The organism is Vibrio intestinalis (genome assembly GCF_025195085.2).
Lineage (GTDB): Bacteria > Pseudomonadota > Gammaproteobacteria > Enterobacterales > Vibrionaceae > Vibrio > Vibrio intestinalis.
On the sequence record NZ_JANAVY020000002.1, the window covers coordinates 394,718 to 417,797 of the forward strand.

At 44.8% G+C, this 23,080-nt stretch carries 20 protein-coding genes and 1 pseudogene; 11 read left to right on the forward strand and 10 right to left on the reverse strand.

The genetic code is table 11. The features are described 5' to 3' along the window. From MU515_RS06315 to sdhC, 4 genes are read right to left on the reverse strand one after another with little or no spacing between them, the layout of a single operon-like run. Complete coding sequence (locus MU515_RS06315) at positions 1-711, reverse strand: succinate dehydrogenase iron-sulfur subunit (protein WP_260259613.1); 711 nt, start codon at positions 709-711, stop codon at positions 1-3. Between the two features lie 15 nt (positions 712-726). Continuing rightward, positions 727-2,493 (reverse strand): succinate dehydrogenase flavoprotein subunit, encoded by a 1,767-nt coding sequence (sdhA, locus tag MU515_RS06320; RefSeq protein WP_260259587.1) that lies wholly within the window; start codon positions 2,491-2,493, stop codon positions 727-729. Next, positions 2,494-2,838 carry a succinate dehydrogenase, hydrophobic membrane anchor protein gene (sdhD, locus tag MU515_RS06325; RefSeq protein ID WP_260259588.1) on the reverse strand — a complete coding sequence of 115 codons (345 nt, stop codon included), beginning with the start codon at positions 2,836-2,838 and terminating at the stop codon, positions 2,494-2,496. After that, positions 2,832-3,224: a succinate dehydrogenase cytochrome b556 subunit gene (gene sdhC / locus MU515_RS06330; RefSeq protein ID WP_260259589.1), complete on the reverse strand. Its 393-nt coding sequence runs from the start codon at positions 3,222-3,224 to the stop codon at positions 2,832-2,834. The genes sdhD and sdhC overlap by 7 nt, the downstream gene beginning before the upstream one ends. Before the next feature lie 394 nt (positions 3,225-3,618). Between sdhC and MU515_RS06335 the strand changes: the two genes are divergently transcribed. Continuing rightward, positions 3,619-4,908: a citrate synthase gene (locus MU515_RS06335; protein ID WP_260259590.1), complete on the forward strand. Its 1,290-nt coding sequence runs from the start codon at positions 3,619-3,621 to the stop codon at positions 4,906-4,908. A gap of 73 nt (positions 4,909-4,981) precedes the next feature. Here the strand turns inward: MU515_RS06335 and MU515_RS06340 are convergent, their stop codons facing one another. Next, positions 4,982-5,740: a Nif3-like dinuclear metal center hexameric protein gene (locus MU515_RS06340; protein WP_260259591.1), complete on the reverse strand. Its 759-nt coding sequence runs from the start codon at positions 5,738-5,740 to the stop codon at positions 4,982-4,984. Between the two features lie 80 nt (positions 5,741-5,820). Between MU515_RS06340 and MU515_RS06345 the strand changes: the two genes are divergently transcribed. Beyond that, a complete protein-coding gene (locus MU515_RS06345; protein WP_260259592.1) occupies positions 5,821-6,579 on the forward strand; it encodes a DUF1853 family protein in 759 nt (252 codons plus the stop codon). A gap of 59 nt (positions 6,580-6,638) precedes the next feature. Here the strand turns inward: MU515_RS06345 and pgm are convergent, their stop codons facing one another. Together pgm and seqA are read right to left on the reverse strand one after the other, a co-directional pair. Continuing rightward, positions 6,639-8,285 (reverse strand): phosphoglucomutase (alpha-D-glucose-1,6-bisphosphate-dependent), encoded by a 1,647-nt coding sequence (pgm, locus tag MU515_RS06350; protein ID WP_260259593.1) that lies wholly within the window; start codon positions 8,283-8,285, stop codon positions 6,639-6,641. Between the two features lie 119 nt (positions 8,286-8,404). After that, complete coding sequence (gene seqA, locus MU515_RS06355; protein WP_260259594.1) at positions 8,405-8,944, reverse strand: replication initiation negative regulator SeqA; 540 nt, start codon at positions 8,942-8,944, stop codon at positions 8,405-8,407. A gap of 93 nt (positions 8,945-9,037) precedes the next feature. On the opposite strand from seqA, the gene MU515_RS06360 reads away from it, so the two are divergent. The 3 genes from MU515_RS06360 (at position 9,038) to fldA (ending at position 10,736) form a co-directional block, all read left to right on the forward strand. Then, the gene (locus MU515_RS06360; protein WP_260259595.1) at positions 9,038-9,802 is read left to right on the forward strand and encodes an alpha/beta fold hydrolase; all 765 of its coding nucleotides are present in this window, start codon (positions 9,038-9,040) and stop codon (positions 9,800-9,802) included. 129 nt (positions 9,803-9,931) lie between these two features. Next, complete coding sequence (locus MU515_RS06365) at positions 9,932-10,153, forward strand: DUF2788 domain-containing protein (RefSeq protein ID WP_260259596.1); 222 nt, start codon at positions 9,932-9,934, stop codon at positions 10,151-10,153. 49 nt (positions 10,154-10,202) lie between these two features. Next, the gene (fldA, locus tag MU515_RS06370) at positions 10,203-10,736 is read left to right on the forward strand and encodes a flavodoxin FldA (RefSeq protein WP_260259597.1); all 534 of its coding nucleotides are present in this window, start codon (positions 10,203-10,205) and stop codon (positions 10,734-10,736) included. Between the two features lie 74 nt (positions 10,737-10,810). Here fldA and MU515_RS06375 read toward each other — a convergent pair whose 3' ends face one another. After that, positions 10,811-11,299 carry a DUF4442 domain-containing protein gene (locus tag MU515_RS06375; protein ID WP_260259598.1) on the reverse strand — a complete coding sequence of 163 codons (489 nt, stop codon included), beginning with the start codon at positions 11,297-11,299 and terminating at the stop codon, positions 10,811-10,813. Between the two features lie 198 nt (positions 11,300-11,497). Here MU515_RS06375 and fcrX point away from each other — a divergent pair, with 198 nt between their 5' ends. Beyond that, on the forward strand, positions 11,498-11,953 hold the full coding sequence (gene fcrX, locus MU515_RS06380) for a ferric iron uptake transcriptional regulator FcrX (RefSeq protein WP_260259599.1): 456 nt from the start codon (positions 11,498-11,500) through the stop codon (positions 11,951-11,953). A 121-nt stretch (positions 11,954-12,074) separates the two neighbouring features. On the opposite strand, the gene glnS is transcribed toward fcrX, so the two are convergent. Both glnS and nagE read right to left on the reverse strand, forming a co-directional pair. Then, positions 12,075-13,745: a glutamine--tRNA ligase gene (glnS, locus tag MU515_RS06385; protein ID WP_260259600.1), complete on the reverse strand. Its 1,671-nt coding sequence runs from the start codon at positions 13,743-13,745 to the stop codon at positions 12,075-12,077. Between the two features lie 246 nt (positions 13,746-13,991). Then, on the reverse strand, positions 13,992-15,548 hold the full coding sequence (nagE, locus tag MU515_RS06390) for an N-acetylglucosamine-specific PTS transporter subunit IIBC (RefSeq protein ID WP_260259601.1): 1,557 nt from the start codon (positions 15,546-15,548) through the stop codon (positions 13,992-13,994). Positions 15,549-16,027: 479 nt separating this feature from the next. On the opposite strand from nagE, the gene nagA reads away from it, so the two are divergent. The 5 genes and pseudogenes from nagA to MU515_RS06415 all read left to right on the forward strand — a co-directional run. Next, the gene (gene nagA / locus MU515_RS06395) at positions 16,028-17,164 is read left to right on the forward strand and encodes an N-acetylglucosamine-6-phosphate deacetylase (RefSeq protein ID WP_260259602.1); all 1,137 of its coding nucleotides are present in this window, start codon (positions 16,028-16,030) and stop codon (positions 17,162-17,164) included. Between the two features lies 1 nt (position 17,165). Then, positions 17,166-18,380, forward strand: coding sequence for a DNA-binding transcriptional regulator NagC (gene nagC, locus MU515_RS06400; RefSeq protein WP_260259603.1), 1,215 nt, complete (start codon positions 17,166-17,168; stop codon positions 18,378-18,380). 85 nt (positions 18,381-18,465) lie between these two features. After that, entirely contained in the window at positions 18,466-20,052 is a 1,587-nt protein-coding gene (locus MU515_RS06405) for a cation:proton antiporter family protein (RefSeq protein WP_260259604.1), read from the forward strand. Positions 20,053-20,250: 198 nt separating this feature from the next. Further along, entirely contained in the window at positions 20,251-21,915 is a 1,665-nt protein-coding gene (asnB, locus tag MU515_RS06410; protein WP_260259605.1) for an asparagine synthase B, read from the forward strand. A 273-nt stretch (positions 21,916-22,188) separates the two neighbouring features. After that, positions 22,189-22,962 (forward strand): annotated as a pseudogene (locus MU515_RS06415) (peptide MFS transporter); the annotation flags it as partial. Between the last annotated feature and the right edge of the window lie 118 nt (positions 22,963-23,080).

Consider the following 23,080-nt stretch of genomic DNA (forward strand, 5'->3'; position numbering starts at 1 on the left):
TTAAACCGAACGGTTGACCAACATACTCTTAATGTGACCAATCGCTTTTGTCGGATTTAACCCTTTAGGACAAACACTTACACAATTCATGATGCCGTGGCAACGAAAAACGCTAAATGCGTCATCAAGATCTGATAATCGTTCATCTGTCGCGGTATCACGGCTATCAATTAGCCATCGATACGCCGCTAACAAACCCGCAGGGCCAATAAATTTATCTGGGTTCCACCAGAATGATGGACACGATGTTGTACAACACGCACACATAATACATTCGTACAATCCATCTAGATGAGCACGCTCATCTGGCGCTTGTAAATTCTCGCGAGACGGTGGCAGCGCACCGTCTGAAATCAAGAATGGTTTTACTTTCGCATAGTTATCGTAGAACTGTGTCATGTCAACGATAAGATCGCGAATCACAGGTAACCCAGGCAGTGGGCGAATGACGATCTGCTTACCTTGCAAAGCAGACAGTGGCGTAATACACGCCAAGCCATTCTTACCATTCATGTTCAAACCATCTGAGCCACATACCCCTTCTCGGCAAGAACGACGAAACGCAATCGTTGGATCTTGCTCTTTAAGCAGAATCAGCGCGTCTAACACCATCATGTCAGAGCCTTCATCTACCTCAAGAATGTAGTCCTTCATATAAGGTTTGTCATCGATATCCGGATTGTAGCGATACAAAGAGAAGTTCAGTTTCATCATCTTGTCCTCCTCTTAGTATGTGCGAACTTTCGGTGGGAAAGCGTCACGATGCACAGGAGTCATGTTCACATCACGCTTACTCATCTGTTCTGTTTCAGGATTGTAGATAGAGTGACATAGCCACTGCTCGTCATCACGATCCGGATAGTCAAATCGAGCGTGAGCGCCGCGACTCTCAGTACGGTAGTTTGCTGCAACCGCAGTTGAGTATGCCGTTTCCATTAAGTTATCTAGCTCTAAACACTCAATACGCTGAGTGTTGAACTCAGTAGACTTGTCAGAAAGATGCGCTTCTTTTAAGCGTTCGCGAATCACTTTAAGCTCTTCTAGACCGGTTGCCATTGCGTCACCTTCGCGGAATACCGAGAAGCTGTTTTGCATACAAGTTTGCAGGTCTTTACGGATAACCGCTGGGTCTTCACCGCTGGTGCTGTTTTCCCAGCGCATCGTGCGCGCGAGTGACTCTTCAATGTCAGATTCTGTTGCAGGGCGAGCCTCCGCTTGAGCAGCCAAGGTCTCACCAAGATGCAGACCCGTTGCGCGGCCAAATACCACTAAATCAAGCAGTGAGTTACCGCCTAGACGGTTTGCACCATGCACAGATACAGAAGCAATCTCACCACAAGCGTATAGGCCTTGCACTTCAGCCTCACTGCCGTCAGCCAATTGCTTAATGGCTTGACCAGACACTTGTGTCGGTACGCCGCCCATCATGTAGTGACAGGTTGGAATAACCGGAATCGGCTCTTTAACTGGATCAACGTGTGCAAAGGTACGTGACAGTTCACAGATACCCGGTAGACGAGATTCAAGAACATCTTTGCCCAAGTGATCCATCTTAAGCTTAATATGTGGACCCCATGGACCATCACAGCCACGGCCTTCACGAATTTCAATCATCATAGAGCGGGCAACGACATCACGACCGGCTAAGTCTTTCGCATTCGGTGCGTAACGTTCCATGAAGCGTTCGCCATCTTTATTGAGTAGATAACCACCTTCACCACGACAGCCTTCTGTTACTAGCACACCTGCGCCAGCGATACCTGTCGGGTGGAACTGCCACATTTCCATATCTTGCATTGGTACGCCCGCACGTAGCGCCATACCAACACCATCACCGGTGTTAATGTGTGCGTTAGTGGTAGAAGCGTAGATACGGCCTGCGCCGCCAGTAGCAAGAATGGTCGCTTTGGATTTGAAGTAACAGATTTCACCTGATTCCATACAAATCGCAGTACAACCCATGATCGCGCCATCTTGGTTTTTCACCATATCTAGCGCGTACCATTCTGAGAAAATCGTCGTTTTGTGCTTAACGTTTTGTTGGTAGAGCGTATGCAACAATGCGTGACCAGTACGGTCAGCTGCTGCGGCAGTACGAGCTGCCTGCTCACCACCAAACTGTTTCGATTGGCCACCAAATGGGCGCTGATAAATCGTACCATTATCGAATCGAGAAAATGGTAAGCCCATCTTCTCTAGCTCAATCACAGATTCTGGACCGTTCTTACACATGTACTCAATGGCGTTTTGGTCACCAATGTAGTCAGAACCTTTTACGGTATCGTACATGTGCCACTGCCAATCATCTTCATGGGAGTTACCTAATGCAACGGTAATGCCCCCTTGAGCAGACACAGTATGAGAACGAGTTGGAAATACTTTAGACAGCAAGGCACAAGTAAGTCCTTGCTCTGAAATTTGCAGTGCAGCACGCATGCCTGCACCACCTGCGCCGATTACTACGGCATCGAATTCACGAACTGGAATAGACACTTACGCACCCCACAAAATAAACAGACCAGAGAAGAAGTAGCCCAACAGTAGAGCTACGATACCGACTTGCAGTGCACCACGAAGCATTGAGTGCTTAATGTAATCAGTCAGAACCTGCCATAAACCAATCCATGCGTGTATCAACACGCAAGTCAGCGTCAACATAGTGAACGCTTTGGTAAAAGTTCCATCGAAAAACTGGGTCCAAGAGGCGTAAGAAATATCTGTGAACGCACAAAAGCTCACTAGATAGATCGTGTATAGAGTCATAATGATGGCTGATGCACGAATCAGTAGGAAATCGTGAACACCATTACGACCGAATGATGAAATATTTTTTACCATACTAGTACCCCCGCTAAAACAGATAATACGGCGGTTGCTCCGAACGAGACTTTAGCGCTCATTGCGCCTGTGTCTAGCTCTTCGAAATAACCCATATCCATGAGAAGGTGACGAACACCACCTACAATATGATAGGCTAGAGCAGTAAGGATGCCCCACAAGATGAAGGTAATGAACCAGCCGTCAACGATATCGACAGCTTTCATAAAACCAACAGGGGACGATAGGGATAGAGACAGTAACCACAACAATATGCCGATCGACACAAAAGTAATCACACCCGAAACACGATGTAAGATGGATGCGATAGCGGTGATCGGAAAGCGTATGGTCTGCAAATCTAAATTAACAGGTCTTGACTTTCTTTCTTTCACGGGCTTGCTCACTCAGCTCACTAGAGCATTTATAGTTATTAACGAAATTTAGTCGCAACCCCATAAAACAAAACATTTACTTAACAAAAAACACTCAAACCGGAGCGCTTAATTGTAAAATAAATGTTAACAACAACACTTAAAAGACCAGCTATTATTTCTTTCAAGCCTTGAATTTATTAGGTTTCTCCCAAATTTCACATCGCCACTATACGATTGGCAACATTCTAATACAATTAGTGTAACAATTTTTGCTACACAGAACAGATTTTTAACTTTATAGGCATAAAAAATAATAACAAGTGCACACATCAGAGGAGAAAAATTGACTTTATTAACGAACAGACGTACAAAAATGGCACACAAACATCCTGGATGGATTAAATAATAAACAAAGGAGATTGTTATGGCGGATAAGAATGCTACCCTTCATATTGAAGGTAAAGCGCCTATCGAACTGCCAATTATGGACGGAACTATTGGCCCGCAAGTAATTGACGTTCGTAAACTGGGAGCAAACGGATTTTTCACTTTTGACCCAGGTTTTCTTGCCACTGCATCTTGTGAATCCCAAATCACCTACATCGATGGAGCGAAAGGTGTACTTCTCCACCGCGGTTTTCCTATCGATCAGTTAGCAAACAATGCTGACTATTTGGAAGTCTGCTATATCCTTCTTTACGGTGAAGCCCCAACTCGTGAGCAGTACGAGCAATTTAAAACAACAGTAACTCGCCATACCATGGTGCATGAGCAAATCGCTAGCTTCTTCCACGGCTTCCGTCGTGATGCTCACCCTATGGCTGTTATGTGTGGTGTCGTTGGCGCTCTTGCGGCCTTCTACCACGATTCACTAGATATCAACAACGACTCTCACCGAGAGATCGCTGCTTATCGTCTGCTATCAAAAATGCCGACGTTGGCTGCCATGTGTTACAAGTACTCTATTGGCCAGCCTTTCATCTACCCTCGCAACGACCTTAACTACGCAGAAAACTTCCTACACATGATGTTCGCAAATCCTTGCGAAGAGTACGAAGTGAACCCGGTTGTAGCGCGTGCGATGGATAAAATCTTTACCCTTCACGCTGACCACGAGCAAAACGCATCAACGTCGACAGTGCGTTTGGCAGGTTCATCGGGTGCTAACCCATTTGCCTGTATTGCTGCGGGTATCGCATCTCTGTGGGGCCCTGCACACGGCGGCGCGAACGAAGCTTGTCTGCGCATGCTAGAAGAGATCGGTAGCGTTGATAAGATTGAAGAATACGTTGCTAAAGCGAAAGACAAAGATGACCCTTTCCGTCTAATGGGCTTTGGTCACCGTGTTTACAAAAACTATGACCCACGCGCAACGGTTATGCGCGAAGCGTGTCATGAAGTGTTGTCTGAACTGAACATCAAAGATCCACTGCTAGATGTTGCTATGGAGCTAGAACGCATCGCACTGTCTGATGAGTACTTTGTAGAGAAGAAACTGTACCCGAACGTGGACTTCTACTCAGGTATCATCCTTAAAGCGATTGGTATTCCAGTTTCTATGTTCACGGTTATCTTCGCGATGTCACGCACCATCGGTTGGATTGCACACTGGAACGAAATGCACAGTGATCCTGCAAACCGTATCGGTCGCCCTCGCCAGCTATACACAGGTGAGCAGCAGCGTACATTTAAGCCTATTCACGAACGTGAATAAGGTTTGATGGCTTAAACCGCAATGAAAAAAGGTTGACCAATGGTCAACCTTTTTTGTCTCTGCTACGCGCAGCCTATACTGGATTGTCGATATCAATAAAGGTGACATCTAACCCGTGCTGCTCAGTTAACCACTCGCCTAGTGCTTTAATACCGTAACGTTCAGTAGCATGGTGCCCTGCCGCAAAATAATGAATATCTTGTTCTCTCGCACTGTATGTTGTGCGCTCAGAAATTTCACCTGAAATGAAAGCATCCAAACTATTTTGCGCCGCGAGCTCTATATAATCTTGACCGCCGCCTGTACACCAACCAATGGTTTCAATCAGCTTGTCTGCATTCTCTGGCGCAATATGAAGTGGTGCGCGACTCAGCACGGTATCAATTCTTTTCGCTAACTCTGCGCCTGTTACAGGCTGTTTTAAGCGCCCATACATAGCAACAGACTGCGCGTGACCTTCTAAGCCACCCTCAACTTCAATATCAAGTAAACGCGCGAGCTCTGCGTTGTTGCCAAGCTCTGGGTGAATATCCAACGGTAAGTGGTAACCGATAAGATTAATATCATGTTTAATTAGACTGCGGATGCGCTTGCCTTTCATGCCGCGAATGGGCTCAGGTTCGCCTTTCCAAAAATAGCCATGATGAACTAATAACGTGTCCGCCCCTAACTCAATAGCCTTATCAATTAGAGCTTGTGATGCGGTCACCCCAGTTACGATTTTTTTAACTTCAGATTGGCCTTCCACTTGTAAGCCGTTAGGGCTGTAGTCTTTAATCAATTGCGGAGATAACTTGTCGTTTAAAATCTTTTCCAGTTGTAGATTGTTCATCTGACTTTCCAGTATGCTGACGATTAGCGCTGTTATACCAATTTCAATCATCAAAGTGAAACGAACGAGTTCGATAGCCAATGGATAATCTGCAAAAATTTGATCACTGGGTACGCTCCGCCCCTAACCTCATCGCCTCCGAAGCACCATTTAGTGACTTTTCCAGCTTTGATACCAAAGCCATCTCTCGTGATGCAAAATATCAAGGAAACTCACGGCTAGGCTTTCTCTATCAACACCTATGTAGTGAGGTATTCAAGCGTGATGCTAACTACGAAATTAAGTTAGAAGAAGTGCAGCTGTCTGAGAATGGCAGAACGCTAGGTGCCATCGATTTGATAGTCGATAACCTAACCTGCCACCAGCTAGAACACTGGGAAGTGGCGATAAAGTTTTATCTACTCAAAGACGGCATTTGGTATGGCCCTAACGCTCACGACCAGTTAGATAAAAAACTGGATAGAATGCTCAACCATCAATTAAACATGTCTTCTAGTGAGGCATTTCAACACGCCTATCCGAGCCTAGCGGTCACCAGCCAACACTTGCTGATGCAAGGAAGGTTATACACCAATCCATTTTCCAACGAGCAGATTCCCGACCAATGTCTGGGTTACCCATTAAACCCGTCTCAAATTAACGGCAATTGGTGTTACTACCATCAGGCTGTCAAGATTGGTCAATCACTGTTCCCTTTAAGTAAGCCACAATGGGCGATTGGCACAGATGATTTCTCACAGCCTATCGAACCAAGCAGTGAACGATTTATCCACGCTCAAACCGAAGATGGGCAATTTTGGTTTGTTGTACCAGACAGCTGGCCAAACAATAAAAGCTAAACCAATAAAAAAGGGCTGATGTTTTCACATCAGCCCTTTGTATATCAATTTAGATATTGTTAGAAACCTGCGTCAGCGAAGACTTGATTCACAATCTCTTGAGCTTCTTTCTCAATCAATTTCAAGTGTTCTTCGCCTTTAAAGCTTTCACAGTAGATTTTGTAGATATCTTCAGTGCCAGACGGACGCGCTGCAAACCAGCCATTTTCCGTAGTCACTTTTAGGCCACCAATCGCAGCACCATTACCTGGAGCGTGTGTTAGACGAGCAGTAATCGCGTCACCTGCTAATGTATCGGCTGATACCATCTCAGGAGAAAGCTTCTTCAACACATCTTTTTGTGGGCCATTCGCAACCGCTTGAATACGGTTGTACTTTGACTCACCATGTTTCGCCGCAAGCTCTTCATAGTATTGCTGAGGGTTCTTACCCGTCACTGCGGTAATTTCAGCCGCAAGTAGACAAAGAATGATGCCATCTTTATCAGTCGACCAAGGCGTACCATCTTTACGTAGGAAAGATGCCCCTGCGCTCTCTTCACCGCCGAAACCAAACTTACCTGAGTAGAGACCATCCACAAACCACTTAAAGCCTACAGGGACTTCACATAGCTCACGGCCAAGATCAGCGACTACGCGGTCAATCAATGCACTAGATACTAACGTTTTACCAACGGCTACATCTTTACCCCAACCTTCACGGTGGCGGTATAGGTAATCAATACATACCGCTAAGAAATGGTTCGGGTTCATAAGGCCTTTAGGCGTTACGATGCCATGGCGGTCATAATCAGGGTCATTACCAAATGCTAGGTCGTAATCGTCTTTCAGAGCAAGAAGCCCCGCCATCGCGTAAGGCGATGAACAGTCCATACGAACCACGCCATCTTTATCTAGAGACATGAACTGGAAGCTAGGATCAATTGCTTCGCTCACTAGCGTAAGGTTTAGGTTGTAAGCCTTAGCAATTTGACGCCAGTAATCGATACCACTACCACCTAATGGATCAACGCCAATCTTAAGGTTCGATTTTTGAATCGCTTCCATATCAATAACGTTCACTAAGTCATCAATATATGGCTTAACCAAATCAAGCTCTACAAACAACTCTGATGCTTTTGCTTCGGCTAAAGGAAGACGCTTAACACCTTGTAGACCCTCTGCGATCAGCACGTTGGCACGATTTTCAATCGCTTTCGTCAGTGCATCTTCTGCTGGGCCACCATGGGTAGGATTGTATTTAATACCACCATCTTGCGGAGGGTTGTGCGATGGAGTGATAACGATACCATCAGCTTTATCTTCATGCTTGAGGTTGTAAGTCAGGATAGCGTGAGAAACACCAGGTGTTGGTGTATAACCACTCTCCTCTTGCACAATCACTTTAACGCCATTAGCGATAAGTACTTCAACCACGCTTGCAAAAGCGGGCTCAGATAGTGCATGGGTGTCTTTACCGACAAACAGTGGACCTTTAACCCCTTTTTCTTCTCTTACTTCAGCAATAGCTTGCGCAATAGCCAAAATATGGTTTTCGTTAAAGGTCGACTTATCTGCAGTGCCGCGATGGCCAGACGTACCAAACGCCACATTGTGCGCAGGGTTTGCTGGATCAGGTTGCAGTAAGAAGTAATTGGAAACTAACACAGGAATATTGTGCAAATCCTGTTGCTGGGCCTTTTGTCCAGCTCGTGGGTGCATAGCCATGTTGACATCCTTTCTAAATTTAAAATACCGATAACCATCAGCAACAAGCCACAAAAATATCGGCATAAAAAAACCTCATAACTCGGAGTAAGCCAGATTATGAGGTCAGGTATTTGACGTTAGATTGAGTTAATCACTTTATCGATTAAGTCGCTAGGGAAGCTCATCCTCTCCATGAGTTGATCAACCATTTGTCTCTTGCGACTGGTGTTATTATTGGTGATAACCCAGAATGGAGAAGCAGGAATAGCTTTAGGTTTAGTCGTATTGCCATTCTCTAATAGGGTTTGCTCGTTATCTGCAAAGTAAACACGCTTACGACCTTTAACTTGAGTCGCTTCTGAGAAACTCTCAGGATCAATGCGGTGCAGAGTAGATAAAACAAGCATAAAACGATCAATGGCTTTCTTAAGGCCTGCAAACTCGTCTGAAATCAGCAAAGTTCGCATCTCTTTTACGCCATCAACTTGTACATCTTTCACGGCATCCTTGCTGACCACTACCCCTTGAGGTTGTGGGCTAGATTGCTGTGGAGTTTCTTGAAGGTTCGCATCTACCGCCAATAAACGACGTAAAATATCTGACGCGCTCTCGCCAATATGTTGGGTTTGGCTCGCGATGTAACGGTATAGATCCTCATCAACCTCAATTGTTTTCATTCGCTTTTCACAATCTCTATGTTTAAACTCTGTGACGATTATAACGAGATCTTGTCTCAGACTCTACGTTAAACCAGTCACGAATAAGATAAAATGTCACAACTGCTCAACTACAAACTAGAAGGTGAGGGTCACACCATAGTATTGATCCACGGATTATTCGGTAATCTTGATAATCTTGGCCTGTTGGCGCGAAGCCTAAAACAAGATCATCAAGTGCTGAGTATTGATCTTCGCAACCATGGTCAATCCTTTCATTCCACTAGCCATAACTATCTTGAACAAGCTCAAGATGTAGAAGCGCTGCTGGATCATTTAGCCATTCAGCGCTGTACACTGATCGGCCATTCAATGGGTGGCAAAGTTGCGATGAAGCTTGCTGAAATGATAGAGCCAAATGTTGAAAAGCTCATTGTGCTCGACATGGCGCCAGTTCATTATTCACAAAGCCGACACGACAATGTTTTCGCTGGCTTGCGTGGTGTTGACTCTGCCAAACCGACTAGCCGAAAAGATGCGCAAAACCTTCTAGCACAGCATATTGAGCTTGAAGGCGTAAGACAGTTTCTGGGGAAATCCCTTTACAATAATGGCGAGTACCTCGCCTGGCGCTTTAACGTAGAATCTCTCGGTGACAATTACTCAGAGATCCTTGGCTGGCAGTCAATCAACAAGATCGCAACCCCAACCTTATTCGTAAAAGGGGCAAACTCAGATTATTTGTTGGCCGAACATCAAAATGACATTCAGCAGCAGTTCTCAAACGCAAAAGCGCATGTTATCGCCAACACCGGACATTGGCTGCACGCAGAAAAACCCGAAGAAATGCTGCGCACCATTCGAAAGTTCTTGTCCTAGACGCGGTCTGGCAAGGCTTGCAGGAGTGCCGATTTTTATACTCTGAAGCAAAGTGAGAGACTCTCTCATTAACTTTGTTGGATAACAGTGGTATAGTTCGGCGCAAGTAAATTAGCATACAGGGATTCCATGCTTTACGACTACATGAACATGCTTGAGGCGATTGGCCTTGATTTACTTTTCGCTGCTATCTTTTTTCTGATAGGTATGGCGATAAAAGATGTTCTTAAAGCAGGTAATGTGCCCGCTTTTGGTCGTAGAATAGTATGGTTGGTTCTTTTCCTAGGGTGTGCTGGATTCATCGCGAAAGGGATAATTCAGTTAAGCTGGGAAGGGGGAGGCCTAGGCTAACCCACGCAAAGATGCTGTTAGGTAGACAATATTTAAAGGTAACGAATCTATGGCAAGTGTAGGTATCTTCTTTGGTAGTGACACAGGTAACACTGAAGCTGTTGCAAAGATGATTCAAAAAGAACTAGGTAAACAACTGGTTCACGTACAAGACATTGCAAAGAGCAGCAAAGAAGACATTGATAACTTTGATCTTCTGCTTCTAGGTATCCCTACTTGGTACTACGGTGAAGCTCAATGTGACTGGGATGACTTCTTCCCTGAACTAGAGCAAATCGACTTCTCAACTAAGCTAGTTGCTATCTTTGGTTGTGGTGACCAAGAGGACTACGCTGAGTACTTCTGTGATGCGATGGGCACAGTGCGTGATATCGTTGAAGCGAAAGGCGGTACTATCCTTGGCTACACGCCAACAGAAGGCTACGAATTCGAAGCATCGAAAGCGCTAGTAGAAGGCGACGACAGCCAATTTGTTGGCCTATGTATTGATGAAGACCGTCAACCAGAACTGACTGACGAGCGCGTGAGCAACTGGTGTAAACAGATTCACGAAGAGATGTGCCTAGCTGAGCTAGAAGACTAATCTCTTATTGAAGAAAAACCTCCCATGTGGAGGTTTTTTTATACCTGCTATTTGCCTACCGTTTGATATTTTGCCTACTCAGCGTCGGTTCTATGTTGTGGTTTTTTTCGCACGTAAAGCTTACGCTGAACTTCGGCTACTACTTGCCCTTGGCCATCTTTCACGTGTATCACAAACTCCGGAAAGCTTTTATCGCCATTGGCGGTTTGTTGATATATCTCATCTAGCTGAGCGCTACTCAACTCAAAATCAGCAAATAAATCCCCTGTCCCCGGCTTTATGAAGTTAATACTGGCTTCTTTATCCCAAACGTAATATTGCTCGCCTAAAATCCCCATCAGCATCAAGGAATAAACCGGATCAGTCACAGAAAAAATACTACCTCCGTACTGAGTTCTATTGGCGTTTTTGTTCCACCAACGCAATTTAAGTTTCATTTTTACTTGGCGAAAATCTGCACTAATCGAAACAATTTTTATTCCAGCGCCCCAAAATGGTGGCCAACTATTTAACGCAAACCTCACAATACGTGGTTTGTAAATCTTTGAAAATAAAGAACTCATGCATTTCCTTTGCAAAAAAGACTCATTACGTTAATGAATTGTAACTGGTCATACCAGAAAAGTCCGTGACAGTACACATGTTTATAAAAAAATGATTAACCCCTTGAACTTCGTGGTTTATTGTTTAGTCCACCTGCCCTATAATGGTATGAATATTGAATTCTGTTTAAATGCTGCAGATCATCAACGGGAAAGTATATGTCAGACAATAACCAAGCGCTAAAGGATGCTGGTCTTAAAGTAACACTACCAAGACTAAAAATTTTAGAAGTACTACAGCACCCTGAATGCCAACACATCAGTGCTGAAGAGCTGTATAAAAAACTGATCGACCTCGGGGAAGAGATCGGTTTAGCTACTGTGTATCGAGTATTAAACCAATTTGATGACGCAGGCATTGTGACTCGCCACCATTTCGAAGGCGGAAAATCAGTATTTGAGCTTTCAACTCAACACCACCACGATCACCTAGTTTGTCTAGATTGTGGCGAAGTTATCGAATTTTCAGACTCTGTGATTGAAGAGCGTCAGCGCCAAATCGCAGAGAAGTACAATGTGACGCTAACTAATCACAGCCTATACCTTTACGGTAAATGTGGCGACGGTACATGTAAAGACGACCCTGACGCTCACAAAGAAAACAAAGAAAAATAAATAAGATAAAAGCGCCCTATTATGGCGCTTTTTCTTTATCTGTACTTTCCAAAGTTCAGCATAAAAAAATGCCAGTCAAACGACTGGCATTTTTGTTTTAACTATTAACTACACAGTGAAACTATTTCGCTTCAATCTTAGCCCAAGTATCACGTAGGCCAACTGTGCGGTTGAAGACTAGCTTTTCAGCAGACGAGTCTTTCTTATCCGCGCAGAAGTAACCCATACGTTCAAACTGGAAGCCCTTCTCAGCTTCAGCTTGCGCTAGGCTTGGCTCAACGAAACCATTTAGCACAACGAGTGACTCAGGGTTAATCGTATCAGCAAAGTTATCCGCTGCCGCTGGGTTTGGCACAGTAAACAGGCGATCGTATAGACGAATCTCAGCAGGTAGGCCTTTATCAGCCGATACCCAGTGAATAACACCTTTTACCTTACGGCCATCAGCAGGGTTCTTACCTAGCGTGTCAGCATCATAACTACAGAAGATAGTCGTAATGTTACCTTCTGCATCTTTCTCGATACGTTCCGCTTTAATTACGTAAGCACCACGTAGACGAACTTCTTTACCTAGTACAAGGCGTTTGTACTTCTTGTTCGCTTCTTCACGGAAGTCTTCGCGCTCAATCCATACTTCACGAGTAAATGGAACTTCACGTGAACCCATTTCTGGTTTGTTTGGATGATTTGCAAGAGACAGTGTTTCAACCTGACCTTCAGCGTAGTTTTCAATTACGATCTTAACTGGATCTAGAACAGCCATTGCACGTGGTGCATTTTCGTTCAAGTCATCGCGAATACAAGATTCTAGCGAACCCATCTCGATCATGTTGTCTTGCTTCGTCACACCGATACGCTTACAGAATTCACGAATTGACGCAGACGTAAAGCCACGACGACGTAGGCCAGAGATAGTAGGCATACGTGGGTCATCCCAACCATCAACCAATTTCTCAGTTACCAGTTGGTTTAGCTTACGCTTAGACATCACCGTGTACTCAAGGTTTAGACGACTAAACTCATACTGACGAGGCTGACAATCAATCGTAATGTTGTCTAGAACCCAATCGTATAAACGACGGTTGTCTTGGAACTCAAGCGTACAGATAGAGTGCGTAATGCCCTCTAGCGCATCAGAGATACAGTGTGTGAAGTCGTACATTGGGTAAATGCACCACTTATCACCTGTTTGGTGATGCTCAGCAAAACGTACACGGTAAAGAACAGGATCGCGTAACACGATGAAAGATGACGCAAGGTCAATCTTCGCACGTAGACACGCTTTACCTTCTTCGAAGCCACCGTCACGCATTTTTTCAAATAGCGCTAGGTTTTCTTCCGGTGTACGATCGCGATATGGGCTTGGCTTACCTGGTTGGGTAAGTGTGCCACGGTACTCGCGGATCTGCTCAGGACTTAGCTCTTCAACGTACGCTAAGCCTTTGTTAATTAATTCCACTGCGTACTCGTACAGCTTGTCGAAGTAGTTTGATGAGTAACATACGTCACCATCCCACTCGAAGCCTAACCAGCTCACATCATTCTTAATTGACTCAACGTATTCTACGTCTTCTTTTTCTGGGTTAGTGTCATCAAAACGAAGATTACACTTACCTTGATAGTCCTGAGCAATACCAAAGTTTAAGCAAATTGACTTAGCGTGACCGATATGCAGATAACCGTTAGGCTCTGGCGGGAAACGAGTATGCACGCTTGTGTGTGTACCATCCGCTAAATCTTTATCAATGATTTGGCGAATAAAGTTCGATGGACGAGCCTCAGCTTCACTCATCTATAGCACCTCAATTATTTTAGTATTGTCAGAGAAAAATGGCTCCAACGGGCAATTCTGCCGATTAGAGCATATTGACTCTAATCATCCACAATTCTTTATCAAGACACAACAACAACCGCGCTTTTATTGAGAAATAATCACGCCCCATTGATGCTAATTTAACCGCCTTGATATTTTCTTTGCTGCAAACGCAAAAAAGCCTCCCGAAGGAGGCTTTCACACTTACATATTAACTATTGGTTACTATGGAAGTTTTACATCAGATAGGTCTTCGTTTGCACCGATAGCTTTCATTTCGCCAGCAACGATTTCAGCTAGTGGGCCAAGGATAACCTGAAGGTTGTTTTCACCTAGTTTAACTACACCTTTCGCGCCAAGCTTCTTAAGAACATCTTCGTTAGCTACAGAGCGGTCTTTTAGAGTAAGACGTAGACGAGTGATACAAGCGTCGATTGAAGTTAGGTTCTCGTGACCACCTAGAGCTTTTAGGTATTGACGAGCAAGGTCACCTTTTGGAGCTTCACCAGTAACACCAACTTCTTCGTCGTCGTCTTCACGACCAGGCGACTTAAGGTTGAATGCGCGGATTGCGAAGCTAAATGTGAAGAAGTATAGAGCACCGAAGCCAAGACCGATTGCACCTAGTAGTAGAGGCTTAGTCGCTAGACCGAAGTTCAATAGGTAGTCGATTAGACCAGCAGAGAAACCGAAGCCGTGTAGCGTACCGAACATGTTAGCAACTACTAGCGATAGACCTGTAAATACAGCGTGCATTGCGTATAGAGCAGGAGCTAGGAATACGAACATGAATTCTAGTGGCTCAGTGATACCTGTTAGGAAAGAACAGAATGCTACTGAGAATAGTGCACCACCAACTTGACCGCGTTTTTCAGCAGGAGCAGCTAGGTACATTGCTAGAGCAGCACCAGGTAGACCGAACATCATTACTGGGAAGAAACCGTTCATGAATACACCAGCAGACTTATCGCCGCCGAAGAAACGGTGTAGGTCACCAGATTTAACTGTTTCAGTTACTTCTTTAACAGTTGCAGTGATTTCAGGAGTTACAGAGTTAGCAAACTCGAATGTGTACTCTTGGCCTACTACTAGAGTTTTCGCTAGAGTTGGGTCAACACAAAGTTGCTTGATGTTTTCGAAACCAGCAGCACCAGCTACAACGATTTCTTGACAAGTACCCATACCGAACCAGAAGTAAGAGTTCAATACGTGGTGTAGACCTACAGGGATAAGTGCACGGTTAAGAGTACCGTAAACGAATTGACCAACAGCGCCAGAAGTAGATACAGCGTGTGCTAGAGCGTCAAGACCACCTTGGATAGTTGGCCATACAACACCACCGATAGCACCTGCAACTAGAGCAAACAGACCAGCCATGATAGGAACTAGACGTTTACCAGCGAAGAATGCTAGCCACTCTGGAAGACGAGTTGCGTGGAAAGCGTTGTAAGAGTGACCTGCGATGATACCAGCAATGATACCGCCGAAGAATGACATGTTTACGCTTGCGTCAATTGTTGTTGCTGTTGCTGTTAGTACGAAGTACGCAACTGCACCAGCTAGGCCTGCTGCACCGTTACCGTCTTTAGAAAGACCGATTGCGATACCTAGACCGAATAGTAGTGGAAGGTTACCGAAGATAGCACCACCTGCTTGTGCCATGAACGGAATGTCTAATAGGTCGCCTTGACCTAAACGAAGTAGAAGCGCCGCAACTGGAAGCGTTGCGATAGGTAGCATAAGCGCTTTACCTAGCTTCTGTGCATATCCAAGAATATTCACCTTAAGTTCCCCCTATAGGATTTGTATTTTGGTCGAGCTACTTTTTTTTGTTGCTCAATTTAGTCGAGCTCAGTTTATGACATTAATTTTGCTCCGCAAATTAAAACCTTATCATTTGTGATCCTAATCACCAGAAAAGGGTTGAATGGAAGGTTTTTGCTAGCGAGATCATAAAACTTATTTTACAATTCAAAAAAATGACCACGACGAGATAGTATTCTCACGTTCGTTACCCACGTGGAATGAGTCATAAACATTGCTTCTATAAGGCTTTAGCGTTTCTTTTTAGTTTTATAAATAAGCTGCATTTTGATTCGCGACCGACCACACATTTAACGGGTAATACGATATGAAAAGTTCGTTTGCAAAAGATATTTCGCGACCTAATTGAAACGCTCAAATTAAGTCGTTTTTAGGGTAAAATTAACCCAAGTGGCCATAAAGTTTTAAGACTCTTAACTTATAAGGATTAGCTAATCATGTATGCGCTAACTAACTGTAAAATCTATACCGGTAACGATGTCCTCGTTGACCACGCAGTCATCATCAAGAATGACCTAATCGATTCAGTATGCCCTGTAGCTGAGCTACCAGAAGGTATCGAAACTCGCGACCTAAACGGTGCAAACCTGAGCCCAGGCTTTATTGACCTACAGTTAAACGGTTGTGGCGGCGTGATGCTAAACGATGAAATCACAGCAGACACGATGCAAATCATGCACGAAGCTAACCTAAAATCAGGTTGTACTAGCTTCCTACCTACGCTAATCACGTCTTCTGACGAGAACATGCGTCAAGCAGTAGCAGCAGCTCGTGACTACCACGCGCAATACCAAAACCAATCGCTAGGTCTGCACCTTGAAGGTCCTTACCTTAACGTCGCGAAAAAAGGTATTCACAGCGTTGATTACATCCGTCCATCAGATGACAGCATGATCGACTTCATGTGCGAAAACGCTGACGTTATTGCTAAGGTAACACTCGCTCCTGAGCACAACGAACCAGCACACATCGAGCGCCTAAAAGCAGCGGGCATTGTTGTATCTATCGGCCATACAAATGCGACTTACGCAGAAGCGCGTAAGAGCTTTGAGCACGGCATCACTTTCGCTACTCACCTATTCAACGCGATGACGCCAATGGTTGGTCGTGAACCAGGTGTAGTTGGTGCGATTTATGATACTCCAGACGTATATGCAGGCATCATTGCTGACGGTTTCCACGTTGACTACGCTAACATCCGAATTGCTCACAAAATTAAGGGCGAAAAATTAGTATTAGTGACCGATGCCACAGCTCCTGCAGGCGCTGACATGGATTACTTTATTTTTGTTGGTAAGAAAGTATATTACCGTGATGGTAAGTGTGTTGATGAAAATGGCACACTTGGCGGCTCAGCACTAACAATGATTGAAGCAGTACAAAACACTGTTGAGCACGTCGGTATCGCTCTGGACGAAGCACTTCGTATGGCTACTTTGTATGCCGCGAAAGCAATCGGTGTTGAAGACAAACTAGGCCTAATCAAGAAAGGCATGGTTGCCAACCTGACTGTTTTTGACCGTGACTTCAACGTTCAGGCGAATGTTGTTAACGGACAATACGAGCAAGTGTAGAATGAATGGCGGACAAATAGGTAACGTAGATTTAGTCAAACAACTAAATAGCGCAGCAGTATATAGACTGATTGACCAACAAGGTCCTATTTCTAGGATTCAAGTAGCAGACGTCAGTCAACTGGCTCCCGCGAGCGTCACTAAAATAACCCGCCAGCTACTCGAGCGCGGCCTAATCAAAGAGGTCGCGCAACAAGCCTCGACCGGTGGTCGACGCGCAATTTCTCTGACGACCGAGGTGGAGCCTTTCCACTCGGTCGCTGTTCGTTTAGGACGAGACTACATTCAAATCAGTCTGTTTGACCTTGGTGGCAAAGAGCTAAGCTCTGATTACCAAGAGTTTTACTACACCACTCAGGGTGAATTGGTTGATGGTCTTATTCTGTTCCTAAAAACCTTTATTCAGAATCACCAAACCACCATCAATCAGCTGATTGCGATTGGTGTTGCGTTGCCAGGCTTAATCAACCCAGAAACAGGCGTGGTTGAATACATGCCAAATATCAACGTTGATAACCTCGCTCTAGGTGATTTGATTCGTAATACCTTCCATGTGCAATGTTTTGTTGGTAACGACGTACGTGGCATGGCTTTAGCTGAGCACTACTTTGGCGCGAGCCAAGATTGCCAAGACTCGATTCTAGTCAGTGTCCACCGTGGTACTGGTGCAGGTATTATCGTCAATGGGCAAGTATTCTTAGGCTTTAACCGTAACGTGGGTGAGATTGGTCATATTCAAATCGACCCGCTAGGCGAGCAATGCCAATGTGGTAACTTTGGTTGTTTAGAAACCGTAGCGGCCAACCCAGCTATCGTTGAACGTGTGAAAAAACTCATCGCACAAGGTTATGAATCAAGCTTAACTGAACTGCCAAGCATCAACATTAAAGATGTTTGTGACCACGCAAACATGGGTGATGAACTGGCGAAACAAAGTTTAGTTCGTGTTGGTAACCAGCTAGGTAAAGCAATCGCCATCACCATTAACCTATTTAACCCACAAAAAGTAATCATTGCGGGTGACATTACGCGCTGTGAAGAGATCTTATTCCCAGCCATTCGCCGTAACGTCGAAAACCAATCACTCACCACTTTCCATAGCGGGCTACCAATTGTCGCTTCTGAGATTGATGTGAAGCCAACGTTAAGCGCCTTTGCAATGATCAAACGCGCGATGTTAAACGGCGTTTTGTTACAAAAATTACTCGAAGACTGATCGTTTAAGCAATTAGTTGAGTTAGAATACGGGGCTATGTCGAAAGACATGGCCCTTACTCTATTTAGGACAGAACATTTTCAATATGGAACTCTTGTTAATTACTGCGGCATTTGTAGCGGGTTTTATCGCACTCAAATGCAACTTACCGCCTTTAGTCGGCTTCTTGCTAGCGGGTTTCGGCTTACACGCTGCCGGCTTTCAATCTAACGACACCATCGTTACCCTTGCCGATCTCGGCGTCACCTTGTTGCTGTTCACCATCGGCTTAAAGCTGGACATCAAGACTCTACTCTCCAAAGAGATTTGGGCCGGAGCAACCGTCCATAACCTATTGTCTACCGCACTGTTCGCTGCTGCATTGTTGTGCTTAAAAGTGCTTGGGGTTGGCGCGCTCGCCACTATGAGTATCGATCAGGTGGTTCTACTTGGCTTTGCACTCTCCTTCTCAAGTACCGTTTTCGCCGTTAAGTCTCTACAAGAAAAAGGCGAAATGAATGCCACCTACGGCACGATTGCTATCGGTATCTTGGTTATGCAAGATATCTTTGCTGTAGTATTTCTTACCGCCTCAACAGGTAAGCTACCCGAGTGGTACGCCATAGCCCTATTTGCCCTACCGCTACTCCGCCCGTTGTTCTACAAACTTTTAGACTGGGTAGGCCACGGCGAAATGTTGGTTCTGTTCGGGATTTTCTTTGCTTTAGTTGTGGGTGCAGGTTTGTTTGAACTTGTCGGTATGAAGGCCGATTTAGGCGCTCTGATCTTAGGTATGTTACTCGCCGGGCACAAAAAAGCCTCGGAGTTATCTAAATCGTTATTCAACCTTAAAGAACTGTTCTTAGTCTGCTTCTTCTTAAATATCGGCTTATCTGAGCAACCAACGCTTTCTGGTTTAGCGCTGGCTTTAATTTTCCTATTACTGCTACCGCTTAAAGGCATTTTGTACTTCTTGGTACTCAACAACTTCAAGTTCCGCGTTCGTACTTCCTTACTTGCGTCTTTAAGTCTGTTTAACTTCAGTGAATTTGGCCTAATTGTTGGCGGTCTAGCCTTTAAGATGGGCTGGATGGGCGGTGATATTTTGGTCGCTCTTGCTATCGCGGTATCAATTTCGTTTGTCCTCGCAGCGCCACTCAATCGCAAAGGCCACGAGTTATACCAGCGTTCAAGCCGCTGGCTAAAAGAGCACGCTGCAGAAAAACTCAATCAAAGAGACCAATTGATTAATCCCGGCAGTGCTCAAGTACTTATCTTAGGCATGGGCCGTATCGGCACAGGTGCTTACGACGAACTAATAAGTAACTATGGCAACATTAGCTTAGGCATAGAAGTGCGTGATGACGCAGCGAAACTGCATCGTGAAGAAGGCCGTAACGTTATTCAAGGCGACGCCACTGACCCAGATTTTTGGGAGCGCATCTTAGATACCGCTCACGTTAAACTAGTGCTATTGGCGATGCCCCATCACCAAGGTAACCAAGTTGCACTTGAGCAGCTCCAAGCGCGTAACTTTAAAGGGCAAATTGCCGCGATTGCTGAATACCAAGACCAAATGGACATTTTGCTAGAGAAAGGGGTCGATGCTGCGTTTAATATCTATAGCGAGGCGGGTGCCGGTTTTGCTAACAATGTTTGTGATCAGTTGAAACCTAACTTTCAGAAACCTTAAGTTTTTTGCCTAAATCTCATCGTTATTGAATAAAAATCCACCAAATGGTGGATTTTTTTTAATCATTAGAAGATATATTAAATATTATTTAACTCATTCACTATTTAGTCATTTTTTTTATCGATAGCGGTTGATTTTTTTAACCATAATGGCAAATTTGAACTCAAGAGATAAATACAGTTTAAAAAAGGGATTGGTATGTGTTCTATTTTTGGCATTTTGGATATTAAAAGTGATGCCGCTCAGTTGCGCCCTATTGCGCTAGAGATGTCTAAGAAACTTCGTCACCGTGGCCCAGATTGGTCAGGTATCTACTCATCAGATAACGCGATCTTAGCGCATGAGCGTTTAGCGATTGTGGGTCTAAATAGTGGCGCTCAGCCAATCTATAGCCCAAACAAAAAACACATACTGGCTGTAAACGGCGAAATCTATAACCACAAAGAAATTCGCGCTCGTTACGAAGGTAAATACGACTTCCAAACAGATTCGGACTGTGAGGTTATCCTCGCACTGTACCAAGATATGGGTGAAGCACTGCTTGAAGAGCTCAACGGTATCTTCGCGTTCGTTTTATACGATGAAGAAAAAGATACTTATCTAGTAGGCCGTGACCACATTGGTATCATTCCGCTTTACCAAGGTTATGACGAGCACGGTAACTACTATGTTGCATCAGAGATGAAAGCTCTAGTTCCTGTATGTAAGACAGTGAGCGAGTTTCCTCCAGGTTGCCATTACAGCAGCGCAGATGCTGAGCCGCAGCGTTACTACATCCGCGACTGGAATGAATACGCAGCCGTTCAAAACAACCTTTCAAGCAAAGAAGAACTGACAGCCGCACTTGAAGCTGCAGTAAAACGCCAACTAATGACAGACGTACCTTACGGGGTGCTTCTATCAGGTGGTCTAGATTCATCGATTACTTCTGCAGTAGCAAAACGCTTTGCGGCTATGCGTATCGAAGATGATGAAAAATCCGAAGCATGGTGGCCTCAACTTCACTCATTCGCAATTGGCCTTGAAGGCGCTCCGGATCTAAAAGCAGCCCGTGAAGTAGCGGATCAAATTGGCACAGTGCACCATGAAATGACCTATACCATCCAAGAAGGTCTTGATGCGATTCGTGACGTTATCTACCACATTGAAACGTATGACGTCACCACTATCCGAGCTTCAACACCAATGTTCCTGCTAGGTCGTAAGATCAAAGCTATGGGCATCAAGATGGTACTGTCAGGCGAAGGTGCAGACGAAATCTTTGGTGGGTACTTGTACTTCCACAAAGCACCAAATGCGCAAGAGTTCCACGAAGAGACAGTACGTAAACTGCTTGCTCTTAACATGTTTGACTGTGCTCGCGCGAACAAATCATTGGCCGCTTGGGGTGTTGAAGGGCGCGTACCGTTCCTCGATAAAGAGTTCATCGATGTCGCGATGCGTCTAAACCCTGCTGATAAGATGTGTGGCAACGGCAAAATGGAAAAACATATCCTACGCGAATGTTTTGAAGATTACCTGCCAGAGTCGATCGCATGGCGTCAAAAAGAGCAATTCTCAGACGGCGTGGGCTACAGTTGGATTGATACACTGAAAGAAGTGGCTGAGGCAAAAGTTACAGAGCAACAGCTAGAGACTGCCGCTTACCGGTTCCCTTACAACACACCAACAACCAAAGAAGGTTATGTATACCGCGAAATCTTTGAAGAGTTGTTCCCGCTGCCATCAGCCGCAGAGTGTGTACCGGGTGGCCCTTCTGTCGCTTGTTCTTCTGCAAAAGCGATTGAATGGGATGAGTCGTTCAAGAACAACACAGACCCTTCTGGTCGCGCTGTTAAAGCGGTTCATAACGACGCTTACTAAGCCTCTGCTTATATTTAAACCAAAGGGACGCCACAACGTCCCTTTTTTCTTATCTAGTGAGAATTTGATCTATTTATAAATAAACGTCAAATTTGAAATCTTAGTTTGTTACACGTAAAATCACTGCCACAAAAACTACCATTACAGCCTAAAATCAATCACTTACCCCAAAAATTCAATCCATCCAAAAAATTTATCGTTTGCATTAGCTTTATCCAAGATGTATAGCTATTCCAACATAAAATCCTTTAATCAATCTCATTAGTAAAATTTATGTCAACACAACATCAACAATTTTTCGGCCACCCTCGTGGCTTGTTCCTTCTGTTCGGAACTGAACTTTGGGAGCGTTTTTCTTACTACGCAATGCGCGCAATTTTGGTACTTTACCTAACTGATACCACAATCAATGGCGGTATGGGCTGGTCTACTAAAGATGCTCTGGATCTCTATGGCATCTATACTGGACTCGTCTACGTTACACCGCTCGTCGGTGGCTGGTTGGCTGATAACTATTTAGGCCAACGCCGTTCGATTCTAATAGGTGGCGCTTTAATGGCAATTGGCCAGTTTACACTGGCGATCCCTGCGGACATGCTTGGTCTGTCGCTTCATCACTCTTTCTACTTAGGTCTAGCTCTGCTTATTGCGGGTAACGGTCTATTTAAGCCAAACATCTCTACCATGGTGGGAGACCTATACAAAGAAGGTGATAACCGACGTGACGGCGCGTTCACTATCTTCTACATGGGTATCAACTTAGGTGCGTTACTAGCAGGTTTTGTCGCAGGTTCTGTGACTGGCGAGTTCGGCTGGAAAGCAGGCTTTGTTACCGCTGGTATTGGTATGATCATTAGCTTAGTGATGCAAATGACCCTAGCGCAATCTTGGCTTGGTGACATCGGTACTGTACCTGCCGCAAAGCGTGATCTTTCAGCAAAGAACAATCAACAGAAACAGCCTCTAACCAAACAAGAGATGGATCGCTTAAAAGTGATCATGGTGATGGGCTTGTTTGTTATCGTATTTTGGGCCGGTTTTGAACAAGGGCGCGAACGTACTTTGTTAAGCTGATGTAAAGAGAACTTTTGCTCTATAATCTTTGTCCCACGTAGCCTTATTCATCTTCCTTGGTACAGACACGCTCCCTTCTGACTTCCTGAAG